Source organism: Haladaptatus ordinarius, from assembly GCF_054177595.1.
Window position 1 is genome coordinate 1 of the sequence record NZ_JBPEHH010000067.1, and the last position, 22,224, is coordinate 22,224.

Sequence of the window (22,224 nt, forward strand, 5' to 3'; positions counted from 1 at the left end):
AGACGAACGATTCGAGCTCGGTGCGTTCCTCGTCTGAAAGATCAACCGTATACTCCTTGTTTACCATATCCTCTCTAACAGATTGTCTCTTAACAATCTATGGTTGACGAAGCACTAGCTCTCGTTGGTAGTTTGGCGGACGTTACTGATTGACCGACGGTCGTTGTCGGTGGACAGATTACCGCTGGCAGCAGATCGACCCCCGTCGACGGACGATTCAGCGCGTGGAAGGCGAATCGTCACGACGCTCCCTCGTGATTGGTTGGCCCCGAACGTGAGTTCGCCACCGAACTTACCGACGACCCAGTTCGTCAACCAGAGTCCGAGTCCGCTTCCGTGCTGCAGGGCCGTCTCCCGACCTTCACTGAGAACCGACTGTTCCTCGCTCGGAATCCCCGGACCGTCGTCGGTGGTGGTTATCTCCACCTACTTTCCCCTGTTCGAATCGACAGTCGATACCGAGATTCTGACGACGGGCGTCTCTCAGTCGTTGTGTTCGACCGCGTTTTCGAGTATCTCGTTTACCACCGTATCGAGCGTCTTGTCGCCGTACACCCAGGCGGATTCGGGAAGGTCGGCCGTGAGGTTTACGTCCGGGTGCGATTCCCGGAGTTCAGAACACGAGCGCTCGACGATATCCGTGATTTCGATAGCGGTTTTGGTCTTCTGCCTTCTATCGAGCGTCTTGCCGACCTCACGAGCTTTCTCACTGACGTCTATCAGTTCGGTCGCCTTTCGTTTGATGACCTTCGCACTCTCGGCTGTCTCGGGAATCGAATCTATGAGGTTGTCCGCATGGCCGAGCACCACGTTCAAATCGTTCCGGAGGTTGTGTCGGAGGATGCGGTTGAACACCTGGAGACGTTGTTCTCGTCGGAGTAGTTCCTGGCGCGTTCGAACCGAATTGATCGCGTAGGCGATACTGTTCCTGAACTTCGAGAGGACGTGTCGCTCCGTTAACCGAACGCGTTCGGATGGTCGGCGTAGACGTTCAACACGCCGTAGTTGGTGTTCTCGTACTGGAGCGGAATGGCGGCTCTCGACCGACAGCCACAGTCGACTACCCTTCCTCGCCACTGATTAGCAGATGCATCGTCGGATATATCCTATACGACCTGAATCTCGCCGGTTTCGAACGCACGAGAGAAGGTTTTTGACTCGGAATCGGTTGCACCCTCGTGGAACACCCTGTCGAGAACCTCACCTTCGATTCAGGCGGAAACGCGTGGTACCATTCGACCGTCGTTTACTTTTCCCACCCACGCGAACACGTAGGACTCTGAATCCGCGAGTCGTTCACAGGCGGTCTTCTCGATGTCCTCGCGGGTCGACGCTTCGAGAAGTGACTGACTTACGTCCCAGATGAGGTCGTTGGTCTCTATCTATCTGCGAACGGCTTTTTCTGCACGTCGGTGCGAAACGGCATTCTCGATACGGTTCGCCAGCGCGACGAACTGACGGCGTCCCGTTCCTTTCTGAAGATAGTCGGTGACGCCGGCAGAAATGGCCCTGCTCGCCGTGTTCTCGCTGCCACCTCCAGTCAGGAGAATGAATGGAACGTCTGGGTCCATCTCCCTGATAGCGTACAGTAGTTCTAAGCCGTTCATCTCGGGCATCTCGTAATCACTAACGACGCAGTCGAAATCCTCTCGTTCGAGACGAGTGAGGGCGTCGGTGGGGTGTTGTTCGGTGTGAACCGTCACGTTTGGATGTTCTTCTTTTAGAACGTCCGACGCAACCGTAGCGTAGAACTCGTTGTCCTCGAGGTGCAACACCCGGGTCGGGCGACGTTCCATCCTACATTACTGGTATGTCATGTAATTATTAAATATCTTTGTCCAGTTTCTCGATTTTCACCCGGTGGTAACAGCAAAGAGTAACGATATGTCGTTCGCCAGTTCCGACCAGGTGACACGACGCCGTTCTCACTGAGAGTCCTCGGGCGCGACCGGCACTTCACCGAAATGTGGGTCGACATCAGCGCTCGGTGCGGCCCACTTCACCGCGTTCCCTAAAATGCGTTGTATCTCGGGCTGTCGATAGATGGGGTACGTCTCGTGGCCCGGTCGGAAGTAGAAAATCCGTCCGGCTCCTCGCGTGTAACAACACCCGCTTCTGAACACCTCCCCCCCTTCGAACCAGCTCAGGAAGACGAGTTCGTCCGGGGCGGGGACGTCGAACCGTTCACCGTACATCTCCGCGTTCGGAACCACGACTTGCTCATCGATACCGTCGGCAATCGGATGTCCCGACTCGACCACCCACAGTCGCTCCATCTCTCCCTCGTTGCGCCATTTCAGGTCACAACTGGTGCCCAGGAGCTGTTTGAATATCTTCGAGAAATGACCCGAGTGGAGGACTAAAAGCCCCATCCCGTCCAGAACGTGCTGGTGAACCCGCTCTACTATCTCGTCGTCTACTTCTTCGTGTGCGGCGTGGCCCCACCACGTGAGCACGTCCGTTTCGTCGAGTACGTCCTCGGTGAGTCCGTGTTGTGTTTCGTCCAACGTCGCCGTCTGCACGTCGAATCCCCGCAGTTCGAACGCTTCTGCGAGTGCGGCGTGGATACCGCTTGGATAGCAATCGCGAGCCGCCTCGTCCTCTTGCTCGTGGCGAAATTCGTTCCAGACGGTCACTCGAATCGAGTCGTCCATGCCCACTCTGGCCGCCAGGACGGATTTACCTTTTCGGCCAGTCATTCCGGTTCGTTCCTCCGGTCCCTCGCGGTAGCTTTGGGGTTTCCGGACCTTCGTTCCTCTTTCGAGACCACTCTCTTCATTCGAAACCACCCGTCCCCACCCGGTCTGCTTCGAACTCGTACACCGTCCTCACCGTTCCAGCGTATTTTTCTCGGAGCCAGACCCACTGTTCGTTGAACCAGCGAGCATCTGCGAACCGTAAATATCCCAACGCGGTACGGGAAGCCCCGCCGTTTACGGCGGAGAGGATGTCACTACTGAGGTCGAGGCGGCAATTCGAGTCGGAGATGTTCGATTTAAGTGTTAGTATAATAGACAATCGGCCGTGTATCGGTCGATCCGTACTCAGTGGGCACTGGTCGTTCTGTGGGGAGTCCTCCTAATCGGCGTCCTGTATGCACCGGCCACGAACGACGACTCGCTGTTCCAAATCATCGCCCTGTTTGGGGTCGCCCTCGGAACGACCTCGTCTGCTCTACAGCTTCGACGCCGAGGGAGAGAGCAACGGTGAGCGGCGCACAGAGGTGCCACTCGCCGTTTCACTCGTCGAAACGTCTACGCGATAAGGATTCAACGGAGGCCGTCCGTCCCAACGACCGAGTTGTGGTCGTGACTATCGCCGATCGAAGCAATTTTTCGGGCTGAAATTCGTCCGACGAACTCGTCACGGCAGTAAGAGGAAATTTTATACGACGTGATAATTGAGTAAAACATGAGGACAGAAACCCAACAAGTTATCCACGAGGAACTTTGGCGGAGCGTCGTTTGGTTAGCGATTGGTCTGTTCGGGTGGTCGCTCATCATCACGTCGACAGACGTGATCGAGGCGACAGCACTGACCGCCCTCGGACTTCCTCTCCTCACCGCTGGTGTGCTGGCAACACTGATGGTGAGTATCCGTCTCACTACCGGGTTGGAGTTGAAAACACAAACTGAAGGGAGTCAGCGTCTCTGGTTCACCACGGGAAGCGTTCTCGGTGGCTTCCTCGTTCTCTACGACGTCCGGGTGAACGGGCGCGACCCGCTCATTATCATCGGGTACAGTATCGCCGTCGTTCTCGAGGTCGTGATTTGGCGCGTCTCTCGAAGACGGTAGTCCACGTCCCGAAGACGGTAGTCCACGTCCCGAAGACGGTAGTCCACGACGTGATACTCACAGAAACGGATTCGGTTCCAGTAGCGGTTGCGGAATCGAATTTCGAGGGAGCGGGACAATTTACGCTCTCACTCGATTTCGGATTCTTCGGCGTTCCCTTGTCACCCCACACCTCGTCGTCCGCCCTCTCTCGTCACCCCACTCTTCGTTCTCCTCCTCACTCGTCACCCGACACTTCGTCGTCTTCCCACCCCTCGCTGTACACCGATTCGTCGGGAACGCCGAGGTCCCCGAGTTTCTCTTTCGTGTCAACGACCATCCCAGGAACGCCACAGACGTAGAAGTCGGTCGTTTGGGGCGATGGCACGACCTCTTCGACGTGTTCCTGTACGTGTCCAGTCATTCCGGCCCACTCTTCTTCGGAGAGCGAGAACGCCACGGTCAGGTTCTCGTGTTCTGCTTCCAGTTGCTCTAACGTCTCGCGGTACATGACGTCTTCTTGCGTTTTCTCGCCGTAGAGGAACGTCACGTGTCGTTCGCCCTCCCGAAGATACTGTTTCAACATCGCCATCATCGGTGTGATTCCCGTTCCCGTCGAGACGAGTGCCACGTCGGTGTCGAGATTCCGGAGGTAGAGATTCCCGTCGAGGTCTTCGATTCGAATCGTGTCGCCGGGTTTCCTTTCGTGCATGAACCCGGAGGCCGTGCCCTCGTCGTAGCGTTTTATCGCCAACGTGATGTTGTTCGTTCCCGGCAGCGAAGTGGCAGTGTAGGGGCGAACGACCTCGTCTTCGTCGTCACTGCTGTCGCCGTCCGGTTCGAAGTGCAGGTGCGTGTGCTGGCCGGGTTCGAACTCGAAGCGGTCGTCGTCGGTCAGTCGAAACTGTTTCACTCGCGGGGTCATCTGATGAATCGACGTGATTTCCACTTCGCGCATAGCGAAGCGAAACACGGTGAGGTCCGTAAACGAACTGGCCGCACGGTGAGGTCCGTAAACGAACTGGCCGGAGGGCATAACTGTGGCGGACACCGAACTGTTCTACGATGGATTCTTCCGACCTCCCTGAGACTTTACCTCGGGGCAAGCGCCAATCTATGAAACGTGTACGAGCGGTAAGCAATCTCTTGGACGAGGCGTTCCGCGTCCCCTTCACGAACTATCGAATCGGAATCGACCCAATTCTCGGATTGCTTCCGGTCGGTGGTGACGCTGCGTCCGCGCTCATTTCTCTCTACATCGTCTTCGAAGCCTACCTGATGGACGTTCCTCGGGACGTTCTGGCCCGGATGGTGATGAACGTCCTCATCGACACGTTCGGCGGCGTGATTCCCGTCCTGGGATCGATATTCGACGCGGCGTGGAAGGCGAACACGCGAAATCTCGAACTGCTCGAAAAACACGTCGAACGTTACTGAAAGAGTACGAGTGTCCTCCATTTTGGGTGACGGACTTCCATCCGAAACCCGTTACGTGTCGTTCGCGACGAGTTGGGCGACCGAGAGCACCGCGAACGCAGAAACGAGGGCGACTCCCCAGACGAGATTCGGAACGAACGAAATCGGTGGGATACCGAGCCAGGAAGCCAGCACCGTGACGACGCCGACCGCGCTGATACGGCGGTAGTACGCGAGCCAGGGGATGTCGCGTTCGTCTTCGAGTTCGACTTCGTCAGTGTCGTCGCCTGGGAGGTCAAGATAGGGGTCGAACTGGTCGGCCAGCGGGCCACGCTCGACGACACCGCGACTCTTGTTGTACTCGATGATTCCCTCGTTGTCGAGTTTCGGGAGGTGAGACTGGTAGAGTGCGATGTAGACGCGCTGGCGCTGGTTGGAAGAGAGAGCTCTAACCGTCGTGTTGTTCTCCCACGCAGCGACCTGTTCTGCGATGTCGCGCATCTCGACGGGCCCATCCGTATCTTTCAGGTAGCGTAACGCGAACCGACGGCGCTGAGTCTGCAGAATGTGGAAAATCTTGTCCCGAGACAGCGGTTCTGGAGACTCCTCAGTGGCGACGTCGTACGTGTCTGTTGCCATCGAGTCGGAACTGATACTCATCGTTTTCCGCTCAGGTATGTCTCGATTACCGCTCGTTTCGTGTCGTTCAAGACGAGAATACCGTCGTTAGTTCGTTCCGAGAGCATCGTTCGCTCTGGAAATCGGTCGTTTCGTTGCTCACGTGCCATGTGCTTCAATAACTCTGGTGGAATTTAAAAAGGTGTTGGGTCGAGGTCAATGTTAAACTACCAATTTAAATTATATTTACTAAGTGGTAGGTAACGTTTCGTGACGGTTGGGTTCGGCCCAGGTTCGTCACCGGTCTTTTAATATCTCGAAATCGAAACTTACTCCGACGATGGCGACCTTCGACAGGGGTGAGTATCGGCAGGTCGTTCGACGACTCGCGAACGACGTTCACGAACGAATGGCCGTCGGGATGAGCATGCGTTCTGCCCTGTATCGGACGGTCGGCGAGTGTGTGGTCGACCTCTGGAACCGGGAGGTATCGCTTCGCGTCTGCGAACTCTCCGAGCGGGACCCCGAAATCGACGTAGTAGCCGAGGTGATAACGGAAGACGCGACCGACACGCACGCCGACTACGAGGTGTACATCAGGGCGATGGCGTTTTCGGTGCTCTCACAGGACGTACGCAGCGTCGTCGAACGAACCGACCGCGTCGACGCCGACGATACCGACACGCGAGACCCGCGTGAACTCACCGATTAATCGCCACATCTTCGAAGGGGCGGTACACTTACCCGTCGAGAGAATCATCTCCTCCACCATGTCTGAAACCGCCCATCCCGACGAGGAGTTTCCACCATGCGCAAACTGTGGCAAACTCGTAGACCTCGCCGACCATCACCCCACGGTCGTCATCGAACACAACGTCACCGCAGAGGAGGTAGAACGAGTGACGCTTCATTTTTGTAGCAGCGACTGTCTGGACGAGTGGACGGGGCCGTTTCCCGAGTGATACGTGCTCCGTCCGTGAACGAGTGGTCCCGAGCGTCGAGAGAATCCCGCGCTCCCCCTCTCGACGCTCGGAGGGCTTTAGGCATCTCCAGACCATCCTAATCGCATGGAAAATCCGCTTCCCGAATCGACGTGGAAACGTATCGCGTTCGCCGGTGGCGCTGTCGTCGGATTCTTCGTCCTCTCACTCGTCGTTTTCCCCGTCGCGCTTTTGGCAGTGGAGTACGTTGCCGGAATCGTCACAGCGGTCATCTCGACTATCACCGAACCTCGTAGGGGTCGTCGTCCGGCATGAACCGTCCTAAATCGACCGTCTGTTTGTAGTCACTGGCCAGAAGAGCGTTCAGGCGGGTCTCGAGTCGCTCGTCGTCTCGCGGCCCCCACGAACGTGGGTCACGAATCGGAACGACGAGGAAGCCGCGACCTTTGATCTCCTGGGCGTGAAGCGAATTCATGTCGACGTCCACCTTTTCGGCCTTGGACGTGAACTCCCAGAAGACGTGTTCGGTCGCTCGCGCCCCGACGGGAAGCAGGACGTGTGCCGCGATAGCCCGAAGTTCGGCGTCGAAAAAGCGTTCTAACGTGGCGTACTCGGCCGAGGTCGGCTCTCGACCGTCCGGCAGACAGCACATGTGGAGGTAACTCGCGAACAGGTTCGCCACCGACGGTTCGTCGCTGTAGACGTCACCCAGCAATCCGACGTCGTTCAGCACGGGTTGTAGTTTCTCACCGACTTCACTTCCCGTGAAGGGAATCCCAGTTTCGACTCCCCCGTGTGCGCCGGGATGGTCTCCCACGAGGTGAAAATCGGCGTTGGCATCGCCGTAGCCGTACACTGCACTCGTTTCGCCGGGGACACAGTCGTACTCGCAAGGCGGACGCATTCCAAACGGGTTGCTCGTCCTGTCCGTGACGTTCTGCACGGAATCGTATACTATCGTGAGCGTTAAAGGCAGCGCGGTTTCGCCCCAGTGGCTGTGGGGTGGTAACGTCGAGGTAACGAACGCACGTCGGGGTTCCTCCACGTTGATAGTGTACGGTGTCGTAATCGAAGGGGGGGTTCGATGACAAATCACGTTCCGCTCGAAGAGTACGGTCTCGTCGGTAATCTCGAAACGTGTGCACTCGTCAGTACCGACGGAGCGGTCGATTGGTGCCCGTTTCCTCACCTCGAATCGGCGAGCGTGTTCGCTCGCATCTTGGACGAGGACGGTGGCTATTTCGCCATCAGACCGGACGCAACGTACGAGGCCACACAGCGATACGTCGACGTAACGAACGTCCTCCGAACCGAGTTCCAGACGGCACTCGGGGAAATCGTCGTGACGGATTTCATGCCTGTCGTCGAATCGGAGGACGGACAGACCAGACGACGCGCGCTCTACCGTCGGGTGACGTGCGAACGCGGCACGGTCGACGTCGATATCACGTTCGAACCCCGATTCGATTACGCACGGTCACAGACGTTCGTCGAGACGCGACCGGAAGGCATCGTAGCGACCGATGGCGACGAAACCACGTTTCTCACGACCGGCCATCCGTTCGAGGTAACCGACACAACTGCGACCGGTTCCGTCTCGATGGAGGCGGGCGACACCGAGTGGTTCGTCCTCTGTTACGGCGACACCGAACCGATAGACCACGAACGGGCCGGGCGACTACTCGGCGATACGCTCTCGTTCTGGCGGGGGTGGGCACACACCTGTAACGAATCGGAGTGTGTCTTCGGCGGACCGTGGCACGACCTCGTGGTCCGTTCGGGGTTGGTGCTCAAACTCCTGACCCACCCCGAGACGGGAACCATCGCGGCAGCGCCGACCACGTCGCTACCGGAAGACGTCGGCGGGGTGCGCAACTGGGACTATCGCTACAACTGGATTCGAGACGCTGCGTTCACGATTCAGGCGCTCTCGAATCTCCACCACACCGACGAGGCAGAAGCCTACTACGACTGGTTTCTCGACCTCTGTCGTTTCACCGACCCCGAAGGGATTCAACCCCTGTACGGTCTCCACGGCGACCCGGACCTCTCCGAGACGGAACTCGACCACCTCGAAGGCTATCGAAACTCCGCGCCCGTCCGAATCGGCAACGGGGCGAAAGACCAGCGACAACTGGACATCTTCGGTGAACTCGTCCTCGCTGTCTACGAGACGACCGACGGTGACTATCTGGGTCACGACGATTGGCACCAACTCCGGGAAATCGTCGAGTACGTCTGTGGCGTCTGGGCGAAAGCGGACGAGGGCATCTGGGAAGTCAGAGGAGAGTCACGCCACTTCGTCTTCTCGAAACTGATGTGTTGGGTCGCACTCGACAGAGCCATCGCGATTGCCGACGAACACGGGTTCCAGGCTCCGTTCGACCGCTGGCGAACGGTGCGCGAGAAAATCAGAGCGGCTATCCTCGAAGAAGGATACAGCGAAGAACGGAAATCGTTCGTCCGATCACTCGGCGACACCGATACGCTCGATGCGACCGCGCTTCTCGTTCCCCTCGTCGGTTTCCTCCCCTTCGACGACGAGCGCGTGCAAAACACCATCGACGCGGTCCAAGAACAGTTGGCGACCGACGACGGACTGGTTCGTCGGTACGACGGTGACGACGGACTACCCGGCGAGGAAGGAGCGTTCGTGCTCTGTTCGTTCTGGCTGGTCGACGCGCTCGCACTTTCTGGGCGCGTCGAGGAGGCACGAGCGGTGTACCTGAATGTCCTTGAGTACGTGAGTCCCCTCGGTCTCCTCGCCGAGGAAATCGACTACGAGGAGGGAGTTCAGGTCGGCAACTTCCCGCAGGCGTTCAGTCACATCGGTCTCATCAACTCGGCGCTGTACCTCGGGCGGGTCGCAGGCCGCGACAGCAAAGGTGTGACTCCGATCGGGCTGGAGTTGGGACGTGGTGTCTCTGCTCTCGAAAAGTAGGGTCGCGGTCTCACAGTGACTCGCGCGTCGGCGAACCGGGATTTCGTTCGAGCGTCGAACTCATCGTCCCGTCCGACCGCCAGGCGCAGACCGCCAGCTCCGCGCTCTCGTCGTTCGCGAACGAAGCGCCCGCCGACCACCGCGAGACGCTCCGCGACGTTCGACGCCGGTTCGACGTGAGCGGCGGGACGTCGTCTCGACCTACTTCTCGATCACTTCGAGCACACGCCCGGCCGCGATGGTCTGTCCCATGTCGCGTACGGCGAAACTACCCAACTCCGGTATCTCCGAGGACGGTTCGATACTGAGCGGTTTCTGGGGTCGAACCGTCACGACGGCGGCGTCACCGCTCTGGATGAAGTCGGGATTCTCCTCTTCGACTTCGCCGCTGGCGGGGTCGATTTTCTGGTCGATGTTCTCGATGGTGCAGGCGACCTGCGCCGTGTGGGCGTGGAAGACGGGCGTGTATCCCGAGGTGATGACCGACGGGTGTTGCATCACGACTATCTGGGCTTTGAACGTCTCGGCGACCTTCGGCGGGTCGTCTGCCGGGCCTGCCACGTCTCCGCGTCGGATGTCGTTCTTGCCGACGCCGCGGACGTTGAATCCGACGTTGTCGCCCGGTCTGGCCTCCGGAACTTCTTCGTGGTGCATCTCGATGGTCTTGACCTCGCCGCTCACGTCGCTCGGTTGGAACGACACCGACTCGCCCGTGTTCAGAATCCCCGTCTCGACGCGGCCGACCGGAACGGTGCCGATTCCGGAAATCGTGTACACGTCCTGAATCGGCAGGCGGAGCGGCGCGTCGGTTGGCGGTTCCGGTTGCGGCAGGTTGTTCAGCGCTTCGAGGACGACCCGTCCGTCATACCACGGCGTGTTGTCGCTGTGGTCGACGACGTTGTCTCCTTCCAGTGCCGACACCGGGATGAATTCGGCATTATCGGTGTCGAAACGGACCTGGTTGAGCAGGTCTTTCACCTCCGAGACGACCGCTCGGTAGCGGTCTTCCGAGTAATCGACCGCGTCCATCTTGTTCACGGCGACGATGAGTTCGCCGATGCCAAGCGTTCGCGCGAGGAAGACGTGTTCCTGTGTCTGTGGCTGGACGCCGTCGTCTGCACCGACGACGAGCACCGCGTTGTCTGCCTGAGATGCACCGGTAATCATGTTCTTCACGAAGTCACGGTGACCTGGCGTATCGACGATGGTGAAGTAGTACTCGTCCGTGTCGAACTCCTGGTGGGCGATGTCGATGGTGACACCTCGCTCGCGTTCCTCTGCGAGGTTGTCCATCACGTAGGCGAACTCGAAGCCGCCCTTGCCTTTCTCTTCGGCTTCCTTCTTGTGCTGTTCGATGACGTGCTCCGGGACGCTTCCCGTCTCGAAGAGCAGTCGGCCGACCAGGGTGGATTTACCGTGGTCTACGTGGCCGATAATCGCTAGGTTCTGGTGTGGTTTGTCTGGCATGTTCCCCTCCCCGTACTAGCTAACCTTCACCGCGAGCTACAAAAACAGTTGTGCCGAAATCGTCCGTTTCGTGCCGCGGTGGCCCGAAATATCTCGTTCGGGAGCCACCGTTCCGGGAGAGCGTCTGTCGAACTACGACGCAAAAGCAGACGGCTCACACGAGGGTTGCCGCTCCCCGCCGTTTTAAGCCACTCACGCGCATCTCGCCGGTATGCAAGCCGCAGTCCTGAAAGCCTACGGCGAACCCCTGGAAATCGAGGCGGTGCCGAATCCAGACCTCGACGACCACGGCGTCGTGGTCGAAACCGACGCCTGTGGTATCTGCCGGAGCGACTGGCACGCCTGGCAGGGTCACGGTGAGTGGGCCGACGACCAGGTACCGATCGGACAGATTCTCGGCCACGAACCCGCCGGGCGCGTCGTGGCGGTCGGCGACCGGGTCGAGGGCATCCGCGCGGGCGACCGAATCGCGGTGCCGTTCAACCTCGGACGAGGCACCTGCGAGTACTGCCAGAACGGTCACGGGAACGTCTGCGAGAACGGTATCGCGCTCGGCTTCGAGGCGGCCGCCCCGGGCGCGTTCGCAGAACGGGTCCACGTCCCCTACGCCGATTACAACGCGGTAACGCTCCCCGACGGGGTCTCACCGGTCGAGATGGCCGGACTGGGATGTCGGTTCGTCACGGCGTATCACGCCCTCGCGCATCGTGTCGACCTGACGCCCGGTGACTGGGTGGCGGTACACGGCTGTGGCGGCGTCGGCCTCTCGGCGGTTCACGTCGCGAACGCCCTCGGTGCGAACGTGGTGGCGGTGGACGTAGACGACGCGAAACTCGACCGAGCGAAGGACCTCGGCGCGGACGAGGTCGTCGACGGCCATGAAGAGGACGTACCGACGGCGATTCACGAGCGCGTCGACGGGGCGCACGTCTCAATCGACGCGCTCGGTATCGCGGAAACCTGTCGCAACTCCATCGACTGTCTGCGGCGGCGGGGCCAACACGTCCAACTGGGTCTGACGACCGACGAAGAGAAAGGCGAGGTTTCGCTACCCACGGACGCGATGACGATGCGAGAGATCACCTTCTTCGGGTCGCGTGGGATGCCTCCCTCGCGGTACGACGAACTCCTTCGAATGATGGAACGGGACGTACTCTCGCCCGGACGACTCGTGACGAAGACGGTGTCGCTCGAGGAGGTACCGGACCGTCTCGCCGCGATGAGTGGCTTCGAGACGGCAGGAATCGAAGTCGTAGAGTTCTAAACCGGGACCTCTTCTAAACAGCTCACCTGCTCCCAGTTGTGCGTATCGTCGAGGCGGTAGAGTCGCTGGCGAGCGTCCGGGATGTAGACCTCTTCTTTGATGGCACCGATTTCGGTCAGGTTGTCGAGTGCGCTCCTTACAGTTCGTGCGGAGAGCCGAGACTGCTGGACGAGTTCCTTCTGGGTGTGCGAGCCGTTGTACTCCAGGACTTTGAACACGAGTTTCGCACTCGGTGGTAGCTCACACAGACTCGGAAGGGGTTCCTCTTGCATGGCCGGTCCGACGGAGGCCAGCCACTAAATTACTCGCTAACGTGCAGGTAACCCCGTGTCGCACGTGTCACTGGGTTCGTGTCGCACGTGCTACTGGAACAAAACGGAGGTTCTTTTATGGATGCCTGTGAAACATATAGTATGCAGCCTGAACTTGCAAGTCGGGAGCGCGCGACGGACATAGACAGACTCTTCTGCCGAGAGTGTGGCGAACGCTTCGACGCTGATACGGCGACCGACGACGGCTGGCGGTATCGATGCCCGAACGACGACTGTGATGGGGCGGGTATCCGGGACGACCTCTATCCCATAGAGGACGTACTTCCGTCCCACCGATAGTTCTCCAATTTCTCGCTCCCGCCCGATTTTTTGCGCCGACCGTACGATGGACACCCTTTAAGTCATCACGCTGTGCGATGACGAACGTCCGATGCGGTTCGATGGAATATCATTCAGATACTGGCCGGCATCATGCTCGTGGCCGGAATCGCCCTCACCGGTTACGCCCTCCTCCAGCCACCGCAAAGTGACACGACGTACACTCTCGCCGTCGAACGAGTGAACGAGAACGAACCGGGCGTACGGTCTGCGTCGGTGGAGTACGGCGACCTCTCGCGCGAGGCCCGCGTCGCCTTCGGGACGAGCGAAACTCGACGGTTCGTATCGGTTCCCCGAGGAGCCGCCGTCACAACTCGATAAAAACGACTTCGTCGTCACACACGATTCCGTCTACGCGCTCGAAATCACCCGGCGTGAGCACATCACCGAGCGAATGGCGACCCTGTTCAGTGGGACGACCACTGCACTCATCGGTGCGTTCATCTTCGTCTCCTGGCTCGACGTGGTGAGCGGTTTCAAAAGTGAGTGACCGCTTTCAGAGCCTCCAGAACGACGCGATTCCGGCGACCGTGACGACCGAGAGGAGCAACTGCAGCGGTGCTCCGATTCGGAAGTAGTCCGTGAACTTGTATCCTCCCGGCCCGTAGACGAAGAGGTTGGTCTGGTAGCCCACCGGTCCGAGAAACGACGTGGAGGCGGCGAACGTCACGGCGAGGACGAACGCGAATGGATTCGCGTCGATACGCGTCGCCGCCTCTATCGCGACTGGAATCATGAGGACGACGCTCGCGTTGTTGCTGATGACTTCGGTGATGAGACCCGTGGCGATGTAGAACACCCAGAGAACGGCGATGACGGGGAGGAAGTCCGCGCTGGCGGCGACGAACCCGCCGAGCAGTTCTGCGCCGCCGGACTGTTCGAGCGCGATGCCGAGTGGAATAACGCCCGCGAGGAGGAAGATGACGTTCCACTCCACCGAGTCGTACAGTTCCGTGGGCCGCAGTACCCCGGTCGCGACCATCGCCACTACACCGGCGAGCGCCGTGACGAGAATCGGAAAGAGACCGGCAGCGGCGACTCCGACGACGCCCGCGACGATGGCGAGTGCTGCCGGAATCTTCTCGGTTCGATAGTCCGGGTCGGCGACCTCGTGGGCGACGATGAAATCCCGGTTCGACGCGAGGCGGTCGATACTGTCCGTGGACGCCTGCACGAGCAGGGTGTCGCCGACGCGGATCCGAACGCGGTCGAGTCGCTCGTGGATGATCTCACCGTGGCTTCGGAACGCGAGGACGGTCGCGTCGAATCGTTCGCGGAACGCCGAACTCGCTAACGTCTCGCCGACGAGTCGGGAACCCGAGGGAACGACCACCTCGACGAGCGTCTGTTCGTCACCGGGGTCGATCTCCTCTGTCGTCGGCGTTCCGACCATCGTGAGTTCGTCCAGTGTCACGAGCGACCGGAGGGTCGAACGGTCGGTCCGGAGCTTGAGCACGTCTCCCGTGCGAATCGTCTTGCTGTCGATTGCTTCGATGAACGTCTCGCCGTCGCGGTCGAGTTGCAGGATTTCCGCGTCGAAAACCGCGTCGTCGATGGCGTCGGCGACGGTCTTCCCGGCCCACGAAGAGTTCTCCTCGACCGCGACTTCAGTGAGAAAGTCTTCCATCTCGTACTCCTCGATGTAGTCTTCTTCCGGAGGAACGCGCTCGGGGAGGAGATGGTGGCCGACGAACAGGAGGTAGAGACTCCCGGTGACGAGGACGATGAATCCGAGACCGGTAAACTCGAACATCGAGAACGCGTGGAGTTTGGGATGTTGGTCGGCCAAGCGCCCCGTCACGTTGCTGGCGAGAATGTTGGTCGATGTCCCGATGAGCGTGAGCATCCCGCCGAGCATGGAGGCGTACGAGAGCGGGATGAGAAGTTTCGAGGGCGACGTCTTCCCTTCGTGGGCGAGGTCGGTGATGACGGGCACGAGAATCGCAACGACGGGGGTGTTGTTGACGAATCCGGAGGCCGGTCCAGCCACCCCGATAGTGGCGAACAACTGCTTTCGCAGGTCGGTGCCCGCGAAGTTGGCCAATTGGTTTCCGAGCAACTGGACGATTCCGGTCTGACTGACGCCCGAACTCAGGATGAGCATCGCCAGAACGGTGATGGTCGCCTCGTTGGCGAACCCGGAGATTCCCGTCTGCGCGTCGATTCCAGTCCACGGTTCGAACACGATGAGCGTGACCATTACCAGAATCGCCGTCACGTCCACGGGCAACAACTCGGTCGCAAAGAGGACGAGTGCGAGTACGACGATTGCGAATACGACCAGCATGTCCGTAGTCACGCTCGCCAACCCGGTCTGCAACATTGCCCGAGGATACGGCAGACCGCCGGAAAAAGGTTTGTAGACTCTTATCGAAATAATTTGCTAAAATGTAGGGCCAGAATGCGACCTTGCGTCAATACCTAACTCATTTTATAAAATAACTGTATCTATTCGACGGCGGGCAGTCCACGTCGTGCCGGAACGGCTCGTTTCGACGGTTCGTCCTCGTCACTGGGCCAATCGCTCGACGATTTCGATTTCTCGGCGCGACAATCCGTAGGCTCGATAGACGAGGCGGTCGATGGCGACATCCGTCCGAGCGAGTTTCGCGTCCAGTCGCTCCGCCCGACGGCAGGAGTCGAGGAACTGACCAGCGGTATCGAGGGTCGGGACGCGAATCGATTCGAGTCGGTCACGGAGTGAGATGGTCTTCGTCGCTCGCTCGGTGAAGCCGTCGCGTTCGACCGCTCGCGGGACGTACCACCTGAGCAGGTCGTACCAGTTTGCCCCGTCTGACGGCACGTCGTCGACGTTCCCGTCGATACCGGTAGCAACGTCACCGTCGAACACCAGTGCCGGTACCGGTTCGGTTTCGACGAACCCCCACGAATCGGTTTCGCCCCCGCTCTCACTGGGACGATACCGAGCGGTGGCCGAAACGACGAGTTCGCCCTCCGATTCCTCGACCGACACCGTCCCGAGTCGAAGTCCGTCCCGCACGCTCGTCGTCTCGGTCAGAACCGAGTCCGGGAGTGGCCGTGCGAGGTCGCCGAGATGCGGGCCGTCGGCCGGTGGGAGGCGAACGTCGATGGTCTCTCGCTCGCGTCCGAGTTCGCCCATCCGCCTCGCGAGTGCGGCCAGCGTGTCTCGTTTGGCTTCCCCGGACGGGACAGGCAACTGCCCGGCGAACATCGGCTTGAACCGGAGGTAGCCTCCGCTGACGTGCGTGCCGCCGTACACCTGCTGGAACCAGCACGCCGCCGCGGTCGAGTTGACGACCGCGAGGAGATACCGAAGCGGAAGGTCGGAGCGAGCGCGCGAACGGACGCTGTAGAGTGTGTTAAGGGCGTAGAGTCCCCCGTCGTCGTAGGCCGCGACCGGACGGTCGCTGATGTCCCGGAGGAGGAGCTTCGATCGTTCGAAGACGCTTCGCTCGCGGAAACTGGCGTACTCGTCATCTCCGACGAGCGACGGGTCGAATCGGACCCAATCACCACTCCACTCCACCCCGTAGCGCGTCACGTCTCCTCCACCGACGAGCTTTTCGCAGTCCGGGCCGGGGTCGTCCACGACGAGTTTCTCCCGAACGTTGCCGGTGTGGATGCCCTCTGTCAGGGTGGCGTGTGCTCCCAGTTCGTCGTGTTCGCGCCCCAGACGCTCTGCAATCGGCACGAAGGCGCGGTCGATACCGACGGGAATCACCCGGTTGCCGAGTTCGTCCACGAACGCTCGCGAGAGGGAGGTTCCGATCGCGTCTCCCAACCTCCGCAGGTCCGACGACGTGGCCTGTCGGAGGCGAATCGACTCGGTCGGTCCGGCGTCCGTTTCGACGGTGACGATGAGGGGGTACACGCTCGCGTCAGCGAACACCGACACGGCAGACACGTCGAGCAGTTCGACCAGCCTGTGTCTGTCGAGAAGCTGGTCGCGGAGGTTCCGACCGTATCGGGCGGTCGTCCACTTGTTCGGAACGACACACGCCACTCTGTCGCCGAGTTCGGTCATTCGCTCCACGAACGGAACGTAGAGGTCGAACGCCCCCGTCGCGCTGTCGTAACGCTCTCTGAGGTCGTCTTTCGTCTCCCGTGGGATGTTTCGGCTTCGAACGTACGGAGGGTTTCCGACGACGGCGTCGAATTCGTTCTCGCGGAGTGCGTCCGGACTATCGGCCGCGAGCGCGTCGCCGACCTGCAAGGTGTCGTTCGCCCAGACGCCGGTTTCGAGCCACACCGCCGACCGCGCGAGTTCGACCGCCAGTGGGTCGACGTCCACGCCGAAGACGTGTTCCTCGACGACCGTTTTTCGGGCCTGCTCGGTCGGTTCGTCGCGCAAACGTGCCAGTCGCTCGACCGTACGGAGCAGGAAGTGCCCGCTTCCCATCGCCGGGTCGAGTACCCGCGCGTCCTCGTCTCCCGCGAGCGCCTGCGAGACGGCGTACTCGACCACGTGTGCTGGCGTGTAGTACGCACCCACCGTCGCCCGTCGCGTCGCGGTCCCAGTCAGTCGCACGTCGCCGTCGGTCACGACGAGCTCACGGTCGAGCAGTCGCTCGTACACCGTCCCGAGATGTCGCATCGAGAGGTCGTCGTAATCGATTTCGACGATGTCGGCCTCGACGCGCGTCGCTATCTCCGGAGAAAGGTCGTCGAGTAACGCTCGTTCGGCTTCGAACTCCGCTCCGGTAGCGAACGGCGGGTCGTCACGCCCCCTCGCCCTGGAAAACTGGGTGATGACGGCTCGAAACACGCTCACGAGGGCTGCGTCGAACGCGCTTTCGGGGTCGGCTGTCACGTCCGTCACGTCGCTCGCGACGAGTTCGATGGCGTGACGGATGGTTCTGTCCAGGGTTCCGACTATCTGCACCCGGTTTGTCCCCCGCGACGAGTCCATCAGTTTCGTATCACTGCGTGTCCGGATAAAGCTACTCTGCGTACAGCGAGTAAGCGATAGAGGCGAATCCGATGGCAGTGAGTGCACTCTCGATGACGAGAACGAACTCTCGGTCGGCACGGAACGCCTGGTCCGCCACACCGGCGAGAAACGCACCGAGCGTGACGATACCGAAGCCGATAGCCAGCGAGCGAAGCGCTGGTGAACCAGTTCTCCGGTACGCTTTGAACGCGAAGTAGGTGATAACGCCGCCGAGTGCGAGTGTGAGCGTCTTCAACGCGATGACGAGCGGTGTTACGTTCATGCTTCCTTTCGCACCTCCCTCCACAGTCGCTCGAGGCGTTCGTCCGTCGTCCGCGGTGGCCGTTCGATGGCAACTTCGAATTCGCGATTCTCGTCTAACGTGATGTTCACTGATTCGATTGCGATTCGGTACCGCGAGGTGTGGTGGCCGTCTTCTCGAATTTCGGTCAACTCTGTGACGAGAGAGGCGTCGCTCAGTATATCCAGTTTCCGGTAGAGCGTCGAAAGCGGGATATCGGTACCGTCGGCGAGTTCGCGTGCAGTCATCGGATCGTTCAGTTCCATGATGATTCGTCGGCAGGCGGGGTCTTCGAGGGCGTCGAGTACGTCCTGAAACTCGGGAGTATCGTCTACCAGATCCCGCACCATTCGCCCCCACCTTTCGCGGGGGGATACATAATTCGTTCGACTACTGGCTTCGATTCTATCGTGAAAATTCGTGGAAGACGGTACGACGGCGTACCGACCGACCCCGCCATTTCCGCTGTTCAGCGGAGGAACCCGAGCAGTCGATAGTCGTGGTCGGGAACGTACCGCCGGAACAGGAGACTGTTCGTCAGAACGCTCACACTGGAGAAGGCCATCGCCGCTGCTGCGAGGGCGGGTTGCAGGAGTCCGAGCGAGGCCAGCGGAATCATCGCAGTGTTGTAACCGAGCGCCCAGAAGAGGTTCTGTTTGATCTTCGAGAGGGTCCCCGCCGAGATACGGATGGCTTTCACGACGTCGCGGGGGTCGTCGCGCATGAGCGTCACGTCCGCCGCCTCTATCGCCACGTCCGTCCCGCTTCCGATGGCGGTTCCGACGTAGGCCGCCGCCAGTGCAGGCGCGTCGTTCACGCCGTCACCGACCATCATGGCGTTCTCGTCGCTCGATTGCACGTCTTCGACCACGTCAGCCTTCTCGTCGGGGAGGACTTCTGCGCGGACGTCGTCACCGTCGATACCGACCTGTTTGGCCACCGCGCGGGCCGTCCGTTCGTTGTCGCCCGTGAGCATGAGGACGTCCAACCCACGTGCTCGGAGGTCGGCGACGGCCTCTTTGGCGCTGGTTTTCACCTCGTCGGCGTCGGCGACGATACCGACGAGTCGACCGTCGACTGCGACCAGCATCGCCGTCTTCCCGTCTCGTTCGAGTCGTTCCATCTCGTCGTCCGCAGGGCGGGGGTCGATTCCCTCGTCGCGCATGAGTTTCCGATTACCGACGACGACGGTTCCGTGGGTCGTCTCCGCCCGGATACCGTGACCGGGAACGTTCTCGAACGAGGCCGGTTCTTCCACGTCGATGCCACGCTCTTTCGCACCCTCGACGATGGCTTCCGCGAGAGGGTGTTCGCTCCCGTGTTCCGCGCTGGCCGCTGCACCGAGGACGAACTCCTCGGTGATGGGTGTGGCGTCGCCTTCGAGTACTTCGGTCCCGCCGTCTGCCGCCGGTTCGATGGTGACCACGTCGGTCAGGCGCATCTCACCTTCCGTCAGGGTTCCGGTCTTGTCGAAAATCACGGTGTCGACGTCTTTCACGCGCTCTAGAACGTCTCCACCTTTGAACAGGACGCCGGTACGAGCGCCGATGGCCGTGCCGACCATCGTCGCCGTCGGCGTCGCGAGGCCGAGCGCACATGGACAGGCGATGAGCACCGCGCTCGCGAAGACGACGATGGCGAACTCGAACTGCGTGACGCTCCCACCGGCGACTTCCGGACCGCCAGCGACCGGTCCCCACAGCGGCAGGGCGTCGACGAATCCGGCCAGCGTTTCGGGGAAGAGATACCAGACGACGCCCCAGAACAGCGCGTTGGCGATGACCGCCGGGACGAAGTAGGCGCTGATACGGTCGGCGAGGTTCTGAATCTCGGGTTGTCGGGCCTGTGCCTCCTTGACCATCTGGACGATCTGCTGGAGTGCGGTCTCCTCGCCGACCTTGGTCGCACGAACCGTGAGCACCCCGTTCTCGTTGATGGTCGCGCCGATGACCTCGTCGTCCTCGCCTTTTTCGACCGGCACCGATTCCCCGGTGACCATCGACTCGTCGACCGCGCTCTCGCCGTCGACGACGACGCCGTCGGTCGGAATCTTCTCACCGGGTCTGACACGGAGGAGGTCGCCTTCCTCGACGTCTTCGAGGGCGACCTCGCGCTCGTCTCCGTCTTCTACGACGGTCGCGGTGTCGGCTTCGAGTTCGAGCAGTTCGCGGAGCGCGTCGCTCGCTCTGCCTTTCGACCGGGCTTCCAGCCAATTGCCCATCGTGATGAACACGAGGATGAGCACCGCGCTGTCGAAGTACATCCCGCCGGGGATGAGAGAGAGGAGGACGGCGACGCTGTAGAGGTACGCCGTGGTCGACCCGAGTGCGATGAGCACGTCCATGTTCGCGGTCTTGTTCTTCACGAGCGCCGTGTAGGAGTTCTCGTAGAACTCCTTGCCCAGCACGACCTGGACGGGGGTCGCCAGCAGGAACTGGAGGAGGCCGATGTCGATGCCGAACAGCGTCTCGTCCAGCAGGTCGGGGAAGAACAGATGCTCGAACATGAAGACGACCAACGGGAGCGCGAGCACAGCCCCGAACAGCGTCAGACGGAACTGCTTGCGAATCTCCGCGTCGCGGGCCACCTGTCGGGCGTCTTCTTCACCACCGTCCGATTCGTCTTCCCGAACCGGCGTATACCCCGCCTTCTCGATGGCGTCGTACATATCCCCGATGCCCACTGCTGCGGGATTGTACTCGATACTCGCCTCGTCGGTGGCGAAGTTCACCTCGGCGGCCACGACGCCCGGCACTCGTTCGAGTGCCTCCTCGCTCGCCTCTGCGCAGTTCGCACAGGACATATCCGAGATGCCGATGGTCGTTCGCGCGCGAACCGGTTCGTATCCAGCGTCCTCGATGGTCGCGTAGATGTCTCCCAGCGAGACTTCGTGAGGGTCGTACTCGACGGTTCCCTCGTCGGTGGCGAAATTGACGTTCGCCTCCCGTACGCCGTCGAGTCCGCCCAACGCCTCGCTGACAGTCCCTGAACAGTTCGCGCAACTCATCCCGCGGATTTCGAGTTGCGTTTTTTCCGTCATAGATATCTCCCTGCGACTAACTACGGGTTCCCTATTCATGCACCTTGTCCTTAGTATTCGTCGGATATCTGGGTCGAAAACCTTCGTTCCATTCGGTCGAAGTTCCAAAAGGGTTCATCTGCGAAGGTTGAATCGGGTATCTCTCTGAATAGCAAACGATGGACTCCTCGATACCTGGGTTTTAAGTCAAAACGATAACAATTCGTGGTGATGCGTCCTGCCCTCCTCGCGGTCGTGCTGGCCCTCTGCGTCGTTACTGTTGGTTGCAGTTCGCTCTTCGACAGCGACGACCCGGCCACAGATCACGAGACGACGACCCTCTCCGGTGAACTCGCGCCCGGACTGTCGGCAGAGGGATTCACCGACCGAAGCGAACTGACGAATGCGCACATTCGGATACTGCTCGAAGAGTCGTTCACGATCTGGCGTCGGGTCGTCGAGCGAGCTAGCGACGGTACGGTTCGGGGACGACTCGAATCCACTAGCCGAATCGGATCGAATCACAGTCACTACTTCATCCGTTCCACCAGAAACGGGTCGATGGCACCGAAACGCGATCACGACGAATTTGCAGCGTGGTCAAACGGAGAGCTGTCGCTGATGGCAAGGACGACTGACGGCCGAACCTACTACGGACGTAGTCGGAATCCGGACGCATATCTGATCGGAGGTGCGGAAGCAACCACGAATCACGACCGCCTGTACGTCCTTTTCACTGCGATGAACGTCACTCGTGTCGAAAAAATCGAATTACGCGACACTGGAACGCCGACGTATAGAGTCGCTAGTTGTCCACTCTCTCGATAACTGCATCGGCAAAAGCTGCGCCTCACACGGTAAAGACCGCGAAATAAGACGAAGACTGTCTTGGATGCTGTGATGGGGCGTGAATATGTTGAA

Annotated in this window: 25 protein-coding genes; 10 read left to right on the forward strand and 15 right to left on the reverse strand. The window is 60.2% G+C overall.

Annotated features, from left to right (window positions below):
• Positions 1–114: 114 nt before the first annotated feature.
• From ACR3FF_RS19170 to ACR3FF_RS19185, 4 genes are all read right to left on the reverse strand, one after another.
• The gene (locus ACR3FF_RS19170; protein WP_458189723.1) at positions 115–426 is read right to left on the reverse strand and encodes an ATP-binding protein; all 312 of its coding nucleotides are present in this window, start codon (positions 424–426) and stop codon (positions 115–117) included.
• Positions 427–483: 57 nt separating this feature from the next.
• Complete coding sequence (locus ACR3FF_RS19175) at positions 484–855, reverse strand: ATP-binding protein (RefSeq protein WP_458189724.1); 372 nt, start codon at positions 853–855, stop codon at positions 484–486.
• Between the two features lie 527 nt (positions 856–1,382).
• Complete coding sequence (locus tag ACR3FF_RS19180; RefSeq protein ID WP_458189725.1) at positions 1,383–1,796, reverse strand: response regulator; 414 nt, start codon at positions 1,794–1,796, stop codon at positions 1,383–1,385.
• Between the two features lie 129 nt (positions 1,797–1,925).
• Positions 1,926–2,654 carry a ThuA domain-containing protein gene (locus ACR3FF_RS19185; RefSeq protein WP_458189747.1) on the reverse strand — a complete coding sequence of 243 codons (729 nt, stop codon included), beginning with the start codon at positions 2,652–2,654 and terminating at the stop codon, positions 1,926–1,928.
• Between the two features lie 757 nt (positions 2,655–3,411).
• Here ACR3FF_RS19185 and ACR3FF_RS19190 point away from each other — a divergent pair.
• Positions 3,412–3,795, forward strand: coding sequence for a hypothetical protein (locus ACR3FF_RS19190; protein WP_458189726.1), 384 nt, complete (start codon positions 3,412–3,414; stop codon positions 3,793–3,795).
• Positions 3,796–4,012: 217 nt separating this feature from the next.
• Here the strand turns inward: ACR3FF_RS19190 and ACR3FF_RS19195 are convergent, their stop codons facing one another.
• Entirely contained in the window at positions 4,013–4,732 is a 720-nt protein-coding gene (locus ACR3FF_RS19195; RefSeq protein WP_458189727.1) for a ferredoxin--NADP reductase, read from the reverse strand.
• A 158-nt stretch (positions 4,733–4,890) separates the two neighbouring features.
• Here ACR3FF_RS19195 and ACR3FF_RS19200 point away from each other — a divergent pair, with 158 nt between their 5' ends.
• The gene (locus ACR3FF_RS19200) at positions 4,891–5,211 is read left to right on the forward strand and encodes a DUF4112 domain-containing protein (protein WP_458189728.1); all 321 of its coding nucleotides are present in this window, start codon (positions 4,891–4,893) and stop codon (positions 5,209–5,211) included.
• 51 nt (positions 5,212–5,262) lie between these two features.
• Here ACR3FF_RS19200 and ACR3FF_RS19205 read toward each other — a convergent pair whose 3' ends face one another.
• Positions 5,263–5,850: a DUF7344 domain-containing protein gene (locus ACR3FF_RS19205; RefSeq protein ID WP_458189729.1), complete on the reverse strand. Its 588-nt coding sequence runs from the start codon at positions 5,848–5,850 to the stop codon at positions 5,263–5,265.
• Positions 5,847–5,978, reverse strand: a complete 132-nt coding sequence (locus tag ACR3FF_RS19210; protein ID WP_458189730.1) for a hypothetical protein — start codon at positions 5,976–5,978, stop codon at positions 5,847–5,849. The genes ACR3FF_RS19205 and ACR3FF_RS19210 overlap by 4 nt, the downstream gene beginning before the upstream one ends.
• 170 nt (positions 5,979–6,148) lie before the next feature.
• On the opposite strand from ACR3FF_RS19210, the gene ACR3FF_RS19215 reads away from it, so the two are divergent.
• From ACR3FF_RS19215 to ACR3FF_RS19225, 3 genes are all read left to right on the forward strand, one after another.
• Positions 6,149–6,520 carry a hypothetical protein gene (locus tag ACR3FF_RS19215; protein ID WP_458189731.1) on the forward strand — a complete coding sequence of 124 codons (372 nt, stop codon included), beginning with the start codon at positions 6,149–6,151 and terminating at the stop codon, positions 6,518–6,520.
• 58 nt (positions 6,521–6,578) lie between these two features.
• A complete protein-coding gene (locus ACR3FF_RS19220) occupies positions 6,579–6,770 on the forward strand; it encodes a DUF7576 family protein (RefSeq protein WP_458189732.1) in 192 nt (63 codons plus the stop codon).
• Positions 6,771–6,875: 105 nt separating this feature from the next.
• Complete coding sequence (locus ACR3FF_RS19225) at positions 6,876–7,064, forward strand: hypothetical protein (protein WP_458189733.1); 189 nt, start codon at positions 6,876–6,878, stop codon at positions 7,062–7,064.
• Here the strand turns inward: ACR3FF_RS19225 and ACR3FF_RS19230 are convergent.
• On the reverse strand, positions 7,030–7,692 hold the full coding sequence (locus tag ACR3FF_RS19230) for a uracil-DNA glycosylase family protein (RefSeq protein WP_458189734.1): 663 nt from the start codon (positions 7,690–7,692) through the stop codon (positions 7,030–7,032). The genes ACR3FF_RS19225 and ACR3FF_RS19230 overlap by 35 nt on opposite strands.
• Positions 7,693–7,833: 141 nt before the next feature.
• On the opposite strand from ACR3FF_RS19230, the gene ACR3FF_RS19235 reads away from it, so the two are divergent.
• Positions 7,834–9,690 carry a glycoside hydrolase family 15 protein gene (locus ACR3FF_RS19235; protein ID WP_458189735.1) on the forward strand — a complete coding sequence of 619 codons (1,857 nt, stop codon included), beginning with the start codon at positions 7,834–7,836 and terminating at the stop codon, positions 9,688–9,690.
• A gap of 201 nt (positions 9,691–9,891) precedes the next feature.
• On the opposite strand, the gene tuf is transcribed toward ACR3FF_RS19235, so the two are convergent.
• Complete coding sequence (tuf, locus tag ACR3FF_RS19240) at positions 9,892–11,157, reverse strand: translation elongation factor EF-1 subunit alpha (protein WP_458189736.1); 1,266 nt, start codon at positions 11,155–11,157, stop codon at positions 9,892–9,894.
• A 211-nt stretch (positions 11,158–11,368) separates the two neighbouring features.
• Here tuf and ACR3FF_RS19245 point away from each other — a divergent pair, with 211 nt between their 5' ends.
• The gene (locus ACR3FF_RS19245; RefSeq protein WP_458189737.1) at positions 11,369–12,421 is read left to right on the forward strand and encodes a zinc-dependent alcohol dehydrogenase family protein; all 1,053 of its coding nucleotides are present in this window, start codon (positions 11,369–11,371) and stop codon (positions 12,419–12,421) included.
• Here the strand turns inward: ACR3FF_RS19245 and ACR3FF_RS19250 are convergent.
• A complete protein-coding gene (locus ACR3FF_RS19250) occupies positions 12,418–12,693 on the reverse strand; it encodes a winged helix-turn-helix transcriptional regulator (protein WP_458189738.1) in 276 nt (91 codons plus the stop codon). The genes ACR3FF_RS19245 and ACR3FF_RS19250 overlap by 4 nt on opposite strands.
• A 141-nt stretch (positions 12,694–12,834) precedes the next feature.
• On the opposite strand from ACR3FF_RS19250, the gene ACR3FF_RS19255 reads away from it, so the two are divergent.
• A complete protein-coding gene (locus ACR3FF_RS19255; RefSeq protein ID WP_458189739.1) occupies positions 12,835–13,032 on the forward strand; it encodes an HVO_2901 family zinc finger protein in 198 nt (65 codons plus the stop codon).
• 138 nt (positions 13,033–13,170) lie between these two features.
• Positions 13,171–13,392 carry a hypothetical protein gene (locus tag ACR3FF_RS19260; RefSeq protein WP_458189740.1) on the forward strand — a complete coding sequence of 74 codons (222 nt, stop codon included), beginning with the start codon at positions 13,171–13,173 and terminating at the stop codon, positions 13,390–13,392.
• A 175-nt stretch (positions 13,393–13,567) separates the two neighbouring features.
• Here ACR3FF_RS19260 and ACR3FF_RS19265 read toward each other — a convergent pair whose 3' ends face one another.
• The 5 genes from ACR3FF_RS19265 to ACR3FF_RS19285 form a co-directional block, all read right to left on the reverse strand.
• Positions 13,568–15,394 (reverse strand): SLC13 family permease, encoded by a 1,827-nt coding sequence (locus tag ACR3FF_RS19265; protein ID WP_458189741.1) that lies wholly within the window; start codon positions 15,392–15,394, stop codon positions 13,568–13,570.
• A 186-nt stretch (positions 15,395–15,580) separates the two neighbouring features.
• Positions 15,581–17,962: an Eco57I restriction-modification methylase domain-containing protein gene (locus ACR3FF_RS19270; protein ID WP_458189742.1), complete on the reverse strand. Its 2,382-nt coding sequence runs from the start codon at positions 17,960–17,962 to the stop codon at positions 15,581–15,583.
• Between the two features lie 31 nt (positions 17,963–17,993).
• The gene (locus ACR3FF_RS19275; RefSeq protein ID WP_458189743.1) at positions 17,994–18,266 is read right to left on the reverse strand and encodes a DUF7521 family protein; all 273 of its coding nucleotides are present in this window, start codon (positions 18,264–18,266) and stop codon (positions 17,994–17,996) included.
• The gene (locus tag ACR3FF_RS19280) at positions 18,263–18,634 is read right to left on the reverse strand and encodes an ArsR/SmtB family transcription factor (RefSeq protein WP_458189744.1); all 372 of its coding nucleotides are present in this window, start codon (positions 18,632–18,634) and stop codon (positions 18,263–18,265) included. Before ACR3FF_RS19280 ends, ACR3FF_RS19275 begins: the two co-directional genes overlap by 4 nt.
• 119 nt (positions 18,635–18,753) lie before the next feature.
• Complete coding sequence (locus ACR3FF_RS19285) at positions 18,754–21,324, reverse strand: heavy metal translocating P-type ATPase (RefSeq protein WP_458189745.1); 2,571 nt, start codon at positions 21,322–21,324, stop codon at positions 18,754–18,756.
• 210 nt (positions 21,325–21,534) lie between these two features.
• Between ACR3FF_RS19285 and ACR3FF_RS19290 the strand changes: the two genes are divergently transcribed.
• The gene (locus ACR3FF_RS19290; RefSeq protein WP_458189746.1) at positions 21,535–22,131 is read left to right on the forward strand and encodes a hypothetical protein; all 597 of its coding nucleotides are present in this window, start codon (positions 21,535–21,537) and stop codon (positions 22,129–22,131) included.
• Positions 22,132–22,224: the final 93 nt, after the last annotated feature.

Bases quoted from the DNA above. Each gene is read 5' to 3' on its own strand.
- ACR3FF_RS19275 (WP_458189743.1), bottom strand. From the start codon at position 18,266: ATGAACGTAACACCGCTCGTCATCGCGTTGAAGACGCTCACACTCGCA.
- ACR3FF_RS19245 (WP_458189737.1), top strand. From the start codon at position 11,369: ATGCAAGCCGCAGTCCTGAAAGCCTACGGCGAACCCCTGGAAATCGAG.
- ACR3FF_RS19255 (WP_458189739.1), top strand. From the start codon at position 12,835: ATGCAGCCTGAACTTGCAAGTCGGGAGCGCGCGACGGACATAGACAGA.
- ACR3FF_RS19250 (WP_458189738.1), bottom strand. From the start codon at position 12,693: ATGCAAGAGGAACCCCTTCCGAGTCTGTGTGAGCTACCACCGAGTGCG.
- ACR3FF_RS19220 (WP_458189732.1), top strand. From the start codon at position 6,579: ATGTCTGAAACCGCCCATCCCGACGAGGAGTTTCCACCATGCGCAAAC.
- ACR3FF_RS19265 (WP_458189741.1), bottom strand. From the start codon at position 15,394: ATGTTGCAGACCGGGTTGGCGAGCGTGACTACGGACATGCTGGTCGTA.
- ACR3FF_RS19210 (WP_458189730.1), bottom strand. From the start codon at position 5,978: ATGGCACGTGAGCAACGAAACGACCGATTTCCAGAGCGAACGATGCTC.
- ACR3FF_RS19200 (WP_458189728.1), top strand. From the start codon at position 4,891: ATGAAACGTGTACGAGCGGTAAGCAATCTCTTGGACGAGGCGTTCCGC.
- ACR3FF_RS19205 (WP_458189729.1), bottom strand. From the start codon at position 5,850: ATGAGTATCAGTTCCGACTCGATGGCAACAGACACGTACGACGTCGCC.
- ACR3FF_RS19185 (WP_458189747.1), bottom strand. From the start codon at position 2,654: ATGGACGACTCGATTCGAGTGACCGTCTGGAACGAATTTCGCCACGAG.
- ACR3FF_RS19270 (WP_458189742.1), bottom strand. From the start codon at position 17,962: ATGGACTCGTCGCGGGGGACAAACCGGGTGCAGATAGTCGGAACCCTG.
- tuf (WP_458189736.1), bottom strand. From the start codon at position 11,157: ATGCCAGACAAACCACACCAGAACCTAGCGATTATCGGCCACGTAGAC.
- ACR3FF_RS19285 (WP_458189745.1), bottom strand. From the start codon at position 21,324: ATGACGGAAAAAACGCAACTCGAAATCCGCGGGATGAGTTGCGCGAAC.
- ACR3FF_RS19225 (WP_458189733.1), top strand. From the start codon at position 6,876: ATGGAAAATCCGCTTCCCGAATCGACGTGGAAACGTATCGCGTTCGCC.
- ACR3FF_RS19280 (WP_458189744.1), bottom strand. From the start codon at position 18,634: ATGGTGCGGGATCTGGTAGACGATACTCCCGAGTTTCAGGACGTACTC.
- ACR3FF_RS19215 (WP_458189731.1), top strand. From the start codon at position 6,149: ATGGCGACCTTCGACAGGGGTGAGTATCGGCAGGTCGTTCGACGACTC.
- ACR3FF_RS19195 (WP_458189727.1), bottom strand. From the start codon at position 4,732: ATGCGCGAAGTGGAAATCACGTCGATTCATCAGATGACCCCGCGAGTG.
- ACR3FF_RS19290 (WP_458189746.1), top strand. From the start codon at position 21,535: ATGCGTCCTGCCCTCCTCGCGGTCGTGCTGGCCCTCTGCGTCGTTACT.
- ACR3FF_RS19180 (WP_458189725.1), bottom strand. From the start codon at position 1,796: ATGGAACGTCGCCCGACCCGGGTGTTGCACCTCGAGGACAACGAGTTC.
- ACR3FF_RS19190 (WP_458189726.1), top strand. From the start codon at position 3,412: ATGAGGACAGAAACCCAACAAGTTATCCACGAGGAACTTTGGCGGAGC.
- ACR3FF_RS19235 (WP_458189735.1), top strand. From the start codon at position 7,834: ATGACAAATCACGTTCCGCTCGAAGAGTACGGTCTCGTCGGTAATCTC.